Genomic DNA, 7,562 nt, shown 5'->3' with positions numbered 1-7,562 from the left:
AAGGTCATCTCCCAAATTTCTCCCACACAACGAAAAAGAGCCGCTTCCTAGTTCGAAAGCGACTCTTATCTGCTGGTCAAGGGGGTGGGGCTACCAGGACTTGAACCTGGGACCTCTTCCTTATCAGGGAAGCGCTCTAACCGTCTGAGCTATAGCCCCGCGCACTCGAACCGTACCGCATCCTCGTGAGAGAGGCGAACCGGTTTGTTCGGACGGGAAAAGCTTACCGCCTCCCGGAAGCTGCTCGCGCCGCACCCGCGGTGCGAGCAGCGACCGGAGAAGGACTACTCGGCCTCGCTGAAGGTGACCTCAACGCCGCCCACGAGGTCGGAGGCGACGTTGTAGATGACCGCGCCCAGCGTCGCCAGGGCGGTGATCAGAACGACGTTCACGGCGCCGATGAGGGCCGTGTAGCCGAGGATGCGCACCGGCTCGAACCAGGACGCGATGTCGATCGGGATCGCGCTCTGCCCCTGCTCCCCCTGGCCGAGCTGGTTGACCAGGTCGACGAGCGAGTCGAAGACGCCCAGGGCCGACAGCACCCCGTAGAGCACGGCCACCGCGACGAACAGCACCACGAAGCAGACCAGGGAGACCACGAAGCTGAACTTCATGGCCGACCACGGCTCGATCCGGCGCAGCACCAGGTGGGCCTTGCGCGGCATCCGGGCCGAGGAGCCCGACGACTTCTTCTTCTTGCCCGGCAGCTCGACCGACGGCGGCGCCTCGGTGGTCAGCGCCGACGGGCGTACCCGCAGCGTGTCGTTGGCGCCGTCACCGGTCTGCGGCGGGCGACCGGCGGGCGGCGGGCCGTCGGGACGGCCCGGCGGGCCACCCGGCGGCCCGGACGGCCCCGATGGTCCCGAAGGCCCGGGCGGTCCGGACGGCTGCTGCTGCGGCCCCGGCTTGGGGCCGGGCTGGGTCGCTGGTCTGGTGGAGCCTTCCTCCTCGTCAACCTGCTGGAAGATCTCGGGCTCCGAGGACTTCTTGGGCTGTTGCCGGCCGTTCTCCCCGGACGCTTTGGTCCTGGCGGGGCCACCTTGGGCGCTCATGACTTACTCTCCTCCCCCGTCAGCCTCGGTATCCGCCGAAGTGTCCATGGAGTTGACCACGGACTCGGCGTTACGGGCGAGGGCCACCACGCTGTCGCCTTCGGCGAGGTTCATCAATCGCACTCCCATGGTCTGACGGCCGGACTGCTTGATCTCTCCGGCGCTCGTCCGGATCACCCCGCCGGCGGATGTGATCGCGAAGACCTCATCCTCGGGGTTCACCATGACGGCTCCGACCAGCTTGCCACGGGCACTTACGATCTTCGCAGTCAGCACGCCCTTGCCGCCACGTCCTTGCACCGGATAATGGTCGATCGGTGTCCGCTTTGCGTACCCAGCCTTGGTGGCGATAAGCACATCTTGACCGTCGCCGATCCGATTCATGGCGAGAAGTTCGTCGCCTTCCAGGAACCGCATCCCGATGACGCCGCTGGTCGCGCGGCCCATGGGACGCAGCGCCTCGTCCGAGGCGGTGAAGCGGACCGACTGGGCGCCCTTGGAGACGAGCAGCAGGTCGTCCTCCTCGGAGACGAGCCGGGCCCCGATCACCTCGTCGTCCTCGCGCAGGTTGATCGCGATGAGGCCGCCGGTCCTGGGGGAGTCGTACTCGGACAGGCGGGTCTTCTTGACCAGGCCGCTGCGCGTGGCAAGCACCAGGTAGGGGGCCACCTCGTAGTCACGCAGGTAGAGGACCTCCATGACCGTCTCGTCGGGCTGCATGGCCAGCAGGTTGGCCAGGTGCATGCCGCGCGCGTCACGCCCGGCGTCGGGCAGCTCGTACGCCTTGACCCGGTAGACGCGGCCCTTGTTGGTGAAGAACAGGAGCCAGTGGTGGGTCGTGGTGACGAAGAAGTGGTCGACGATGTCGTCCTGGCGCAGCTGCGCACCGCGCACACCCTTGCCGCCGCGCTTCTGCGCCCGGTAGAGGTCGGTCTTGGTGCGCTTGGCGTAGCCGCCGCGGGTGATGGTGACGACGATCTCTTCCTCGGCGATGAGGTCCTCGATCGACATGTCGCCGTCGTGCGCGATGATCTCGGTACGCCGGTCGTCGCCGTACTTGGCGGCGATCTCGCCCAGCTCCTCGTTGACGATCTCCCGCTGGCGGGCCTCGCTGGCCAGGATCGCGTTGTACTCGGCGATCTGCGCCATGAGGTGCTCGTACTCGTCCTGGATCGCCTGGCGCTCCAGGGCGGCGAGCTTGCGCAGCTGCATGTCGAGGATGGCCTGCGCCTGGATCTCGTCGATCTCCAGCAGGCCCATCAGGCCCTGCTGCGCGTGCGAGGCGGACTCGGAGGCCCGGATCAGCGCGATGACCTCGTCGAGCCGGTCGAGGGCCTTGAGCAGCGCGCGCAGGATGTGGGCGCGCTCCTCGGCCTTGCGCAGCAGGTAGCGCGTCCGGCGGACGATGACCTCGATCTGGTGGGCCACGTAGTGCCGGATGAACTGGTCGAGCCGGAGCGTACGCGGCACGCCGTCGACCAGCGCCAGCATGTTGGCCCCGAAGGTGTCCTGCAGCTGGGTGTGCTTGTAGAGGTTGTTGAGCACGACCTTGGCCACGGCGTCGCGCTTGAGCACGATCACCAGGCGCTGGCCGACCCGGGAGGAGCTCTCGTCACGCACGTCGGCGATGCCGGTGAGCTTGCCCTCGCGGACCAGCTCGGCGATCTTGAGAGCCAGGTTGTCCGGGTTGACCTGGTAGGGCAGTTCGGTGACGACCAGCGCCTGGCGGCCCTTGCCGTCCTCCTCGACCTCGACCACGGCCCGCATGGTGATCGAGCCCCGGCCGGTGCGGTAGGCGTCCTCGATGCCCCGGCGGCCGACGATCAGCGCCCTGGTGGGGAAGTCCGGGCCCTTGACGAGCCGGATCGACGCCTCCAGCAGCTCCTCGTCGCTCGCCTCCGGGTTCTCCAGGCACCACTTGACGGCGGCGGCGACCTCGCGCAGGTTGTGCGGCGGGATGTTGGTGGCCATGCCGACCGCGATGCCGCCCGACCCGTTGACGAGCAGCTGCGGGAAGCGGGCCGGCAGCACGTCCGGCTCCTGCGACTTGCCGTCGTAGTTGGGCCGGAAGTCGACGGTGTCCTTGTCGATGTCGCGCAGCATCTCCATGGCGATGGGCGCGAGCTTGCACTCGGTGTAGCGCATCGCCGCCGCCGGGTCGTTGCCCGGCGAGCCGAAGTTGCCCTGCCCGTCGACCAGCGGGTAGCGCAGCGACCAGTGCTGCGCCAGGCGCACCAGCGCGTCGTAGATCGAGGTGTCGCCGTGCGGGTGGTAGGTGCCCATGACGTCGCCGACGACGCGGGCGCACTTGAAGTAGCCCCGGTCCGGCCGGTAGCCGCCGTCGTACATCGCGTACAGGACGCGGCGGTGTACCGGCTTGAGCCCGTCGCGCACGTCCGGCAGCGCCCTGGACACGATGACGGACATCGCGTAGTCCATGTAGCTGCGCTGCATCTCGGACTGGATGTCCACGGGCTCGATGCGGTCAGCCGGGGGAGTGGTGTTCACTTCCGTCACTGGTGAAGGTCCTTAGTGTGGCTAGACGTCGAGGAAGCGGACGTCGCGGGCGTTGCGGATGATGAAGTCGCGCCGGGCCTCCACGTCTTCGCCCATGAGCACGCTGAACAGGTCGTCGGCCTGCGCCGCGTCGTCGAGCGTGACCAGGCGCAGCAGCCGCGTCGCCGGGTTCATGGTGGTCTCCCAGAGCTGGCCGGCGTTCATCTCGCCCAGACCCTTGAAGCGCTGGACGTTGTCGCGCGGCCGCGGGTCGGGCTTGCCGGCGGCGATGCCCGCCTGGATGACGGCGTCGCGCTCGGCGTCGGAGTAGGCGTAGGAGGCGTCCTCGCCCTTGCGGTCCCACTTGATCTTGTAGAGCGGCGGGCAGGACAGGTAGACGTGCCCGGCCTCGATCAGCGGCCGCATGAACCGGAACAGCAGCGTCAGCAGCAGCGTGTTGATGTGCTGGCCGTCGACGTCGGCGTCGGCCATGAGGATGACCTTGTGGTAGCGCAGCTTGGCGATGTCGAACTCGTCGTGCACGCCGGTGCCGAGCGCCGTGATCAGCGCCTGGACCTCGTTGTTCTTCAGGACCTTGTCGATCCGCGCCTTCTCGACGTTGAGGATCTTGCCGCGGATGGGCAGGATCGCCTGGAAGCGCGAGTCGCGGCCGCCCTTGGCCGAGCCGCCCGCCGAGTCACCCTCGACGATGAACAGCTCGCACTTCTCCGGGTCGTTCCACTGGCAGTCGGCCAGCTTGCCGGGCAGGCCGCTGCCCGACTCCAGCAGCGACTTGCGCCGCGTCAGGTCACGGGCCTGACGCGCCGCCATGCGGGCGCGGGAGGCCTGCAGCGACTTGTTGATGATGTCCTTGGCCTCGCCGGGGTTGCGCTCGAACCAGTCGCGCAGGTGGTCGTTGCACGCCTTCTGCACGAACGACTTGGCCTCGGTGTTGCCCAGCTTGGTCTTCGTCTGGCCCTCGAACTGCGGGTCGGACAGCTTGACCGAGATGATCGCGGTCAGGCCCTCGCGGACGTCCTCGCCGCTGAGGTTGTCGTCCTTGCCCTCCTTGAGGAACTTCTGCTCGCGCGCGTAGCGGTTGACGATGGACGTCAGCGCGGCGCGGAAACCTTCCTCGTGGGTGCCGCCCTCGACCGTGTTGATCGTGTTGGCGAAGGTGTAGACGGACTCGGAGTAGGAGTTGTTCCACTGCAGCGCGATCTCCACCGCGATGCCGTCGCCCTCCTCCTCGAAGGCGACGATCGACGCGTGCGCCGGCTCCTTCTTGGCGTTGAGGTGCTGGACGAAGTCGGCCAGGCCGCCCTCGTAGTGGTATTCGTCGCGGTGGACCTCGCCGTTGATGTGGTCGGGCCGCTCGTCCGTGATCGTGATGGTCAGGCCCTTGTTGAGGAAGGCCATCTCCTGGAAGCGGCGCGAGAGCGTCTCGTAGTTCCACGTCGTGGTCTCGAAGACCTCGGGGTCGGGCCAGAACGTGATGGTGGTGCCGGTCTCGTCGGTCTCCTCACCCCGCTCCAGCGGCGCCCTCGGCTTGGAGTGGTCGAGGAACAGCCGCCAGTAGTAGCCGTTCTGCTTGACCTCGACCTCCATGGCCGTCGACAGCGCGTTGACGACGGCCGAGCCGACGCCGTGCAGGCCGCCGGAGACGGCGTAGGCCTGGCTGTCGAACTTGCCGCCCGCGTGCAGCGTGGTGAGCACGACCTCGACGGCCGAGCGCTTCTCGACGGGGTGGATGCCGGTCGGGATGCCCCGGCCGTTGTCGACCACCCGGACGCCGTTGTCTGCCAGGAGCGTGACGTCGATGCGGTCGGCGTAGCCGGCGAGGGCCTCGTCCACGGCGTTGTCGACGATCTCCTGGACGAGGTGGTGCAGGCCGCGTTCACCGGTCGACCCGATATACATACCCGGGCGCTTGCGGACGGCCTCAAGCCCCTCGAGTACGGTGATTGAGCTAGCGTCGTAGGACAACTGCGAAATCCTCCTGCCGCGGACACGCGGCGGGGGAGGCGTTTGCTCAAAGCTGCCCCTGCCGTGCCCGTCACCGTCGTGAGTGCCCCGTGCGCGGTCACCCAGGGGAGTCGGCATGCTGCCGGGGTGACACGCAACCGGACGTGTCCGGAATCCGCTTTCATTCTACCGGTTCCGAGGGCCGAAGGTGGCAACGAACGCGCCTGTGATGCTCTCTAGCTCGTTTTGCCCCCGCTCAAGCATCCCCCCTCCGGGTTGGGGGGTCAACGCCTCTGCGGCTCTCTGATCGCCTGCCGCGCCTAACCGTAGGTGTCGCCGGGGCCCTTGCTTCCGGTCACCCGCAATCCCCCCGCCGGTCGCGGCGCGTTCTGCGGGCCCCTGACCTTGACCTTCGTCACCGTGCCGTCGCCGAGCTCCTCGTTGAGCCTGCGCACGAGGGTGCGCGCGAGCAGCCTGACCTGCGTCGCCCACGCCGTGGAATCGGCCACCACGAGCACCTCGCCGTCGTCGAACGACTCGGGCTTGGTGTGCGCGGCCAGGTCGGGGCCGACGATGTCGATCCACCGCCCGAACACCGCGCCGACCGCCGCCGACCGCTCCCAGCCCCGGTCGGACAGCAGGTCGCGGATCGCCCGCCCGAACAGCTGCGGGTCGCCGCCCTCGCGGCGCGGGCCGGCCGCCTTGCGCCTCGGCTCGCGCCGCGGGAGCTGGCCTCGCCTGGCGGCGTCGGCCTTGGCCTGGGCCAGCTTCTCCCGCGCCATCGCGGCGCCCCTGGCCGTCGGATTGTCGTCATCGGACACGTCGTACGCTCCCCTCGGCGACGTCGAAACGGGCACCGGCCAGCTCGGCCGGCACGTCGTCGTCCACAGCCGCGGTGATGAGCACCTGCTCGGCCGGGGCGACGATCTCGGCAAGGCGGCGGCGGCGCTGCGAGTCGAGCTCGGCGAAGACGTCGTCGAGGATCAGCACCGGATCGCCGCCGTCGGCGCGCAGCAGGTCGTAGGCGGCCAGCCGCAGCGCCAGCGCGAACGACCAGGACTCGCCGTGGCTGGCGTAGCCGCGCGCGGGCAGCTCGCCGAGGCCGAGGATCAGGTCGTCGCGGTGCGGGCCGATGAGTGTGACGCCGCGTTCGAGCTCGGCCTGGCGGACCTCCAGCAGCCGCTCGCGAAGCCGCTCTTCAAGGGTTATCCCCAGGTCTGTGGATAACGTCTGCGCATCGGAAGATCCGCGCTCACCGGGGACTTCGTCCTCACCGCCGTCCCCACCTGTGGACAACGTGCTGCGATAGGCGAGGGTCGCGGGGGCGCTCGTCGGGGCCAGCGCCGCGTAGGCTCCGGCGACCAGCGGGCGCAGCGCGTCGATCAGATCGAGCCGGGCGCGCAGCAGCTCGGCGCCGTGCCGGGCGAGGTGCGCGTCCCACACCTCCAGCGTGCTCAGGACGTCGCCTGCGCCCGCCGCGGCGAACCCCGTGTCACTCTCGGCCCGCCGGCCGCTCCTGGCCCCTCTGCGGGCCTGTGAGGCCGTGCGGAGCAACGCGCCGCGCTGCTTGAGCACCCGGTCGTAGTCGGCCCGCACGGCGGCGAACCGCGGCGCCCGCGACACCAGCAGGTCGTCGAGGAAGCGGCGCCGCTCCGACGGGTCGCCCTTGACCAGCGCCAGGTCCTCGGGGGCGAACAGCACCGTGCGCAGCAGCCCGATGACGTCGCGCGGCCTGGACACGGGGGAGCGGTTGAGCCTGGCGCGGTTGGCCCGGCCCGGGTTGATCTCCAGCTCGACCAGCGCCCGCCGGTCGTCCCTGTGGACGGCGCAGCGCACGATCGCCCGGCTCGCCCCCTGACGCACCAGCGGGCCGTCACTGGCGACCCGGTGGCTGGAGTGCGTCGCGACATAGCCGAGGGCCTCGACCAGGTTGGTCTTGCCCTGGCCGTTGGGCCCCACGAGGGCCGTGACGCCCGGCTCCAGGCCGAGCTCCACGGACGCGTAGGACCGGAAGTCGGTCAGCGAGAGGTGGGCGACGTGCACCCCATG

General features: G+C 69.3%; 5 protein-coding genes and 1 tRNA gene. All 6 read right to left on the bottom strand.

All coding sequences use genetic code 11. The features are described 5' to 3' along the window. Positions 1 to 85: 85 nt before the first annotated feature. The 6 genes from ACBI99_RS39560 to recF all read right to left on the bottom strand — a co-directional run bounded on the left by ACBI99_RS39560 (position 86) and on the right by recF (position 7,556). Positions 86 to 159, bottom strand: a tRNA-Ile gene (locus ACBI99_RS39560). A 125-nt stretch (positions 160 to 284) separates the two neighbouring features. Further along, positions 285 to 1,052 (bottom strand): DUF3566 domain-containing protein, encoded by a 768-nt coding sequence (locus ACBI99_RS39555; RefSeq protein WP_375074800.1) that lies wholly within the window; start codon positions 1,050 to 1,052, stop codon positions 285 to 287. 3 nt (positions 1,053 to 1,055) lie between these two features. Further along, positions 1,056 to 3,569 carry a DNA gyrase subunit A gene (gene gyrA / locus ACBI99_RS39550; protein ID WP_375074799.1) on the bottom strand — a complete coding sequence of 838 codons (2,514 nt, stop codon included), beginning with the start codon at positions 3,567 to 3,569 and terminating at the stop codon, positions 1,056 to 1,058. A gap of 21 nt (positions 3,570 to 3,590) precedes the next feature. Further along, entirely contained in the window at positions 3,591 to 5,513 is a 1,923-nt protein-coding gene (gyrB, locus tag ACBI99_RS39545) for a DNA topoisomerase (ATP-hydrolyzing) subunit B (protein ID WP_372455353.1), read from the bottom strand. A 320-nt stretch (positions 5,514 to 5,833) separates the two neighbouring features. Continuing rightward, entirely contained in the window at positions 5,834 to 6,334 is a 501-nt protein-coding gene (locus ACBI99_RS39540) for a DUF721 domain-containing protein (protein ID WP_231618619.1), read from the bottom strand. After that, complete coding sequence (gene recF / locus ACBI99_RS39535) at positions 6,324 to 7,556, bottom strand: DNA replication/repair protein RecF (protein ID WP_219504351.1); 1,233 nt, start codon at positions 7,554 to 7,556, stop codon at positions 6,324 to 6,326. The genes ACBI99_RS39540 and recF overlap by 11 nt, the downstream gene beginning before the upstream one ends. Between the last annotated feature and the right edge of the window lie 6 nt (positions 7,557 to 7,562).

The organism is Nonomuraea sp. ATR24, assembly GCF_041950485.1.
In the GTDB taxonomy this organism is placed as follows: Bacteria; Actinomycetota; Actinomycetes; order Streptosporangiales; family Streptosporangiaceae; genus Nonomuraea; species Nonomuraea ceibae.
This window is presented reverse-complemented; position numbering and strand designations above follow the sequence as displayed.

Bases quoted from the DNA above. Each gene is read 5' to 3' on its own strand.
- ACBI99_RS39555 (WP_375074800.1), bottom strand. From the start codon at position 1,052: ATGAGCGCCCAAGGTGGCCCCGCCAGGACCAAAGCGTCCGGGGAGAAC.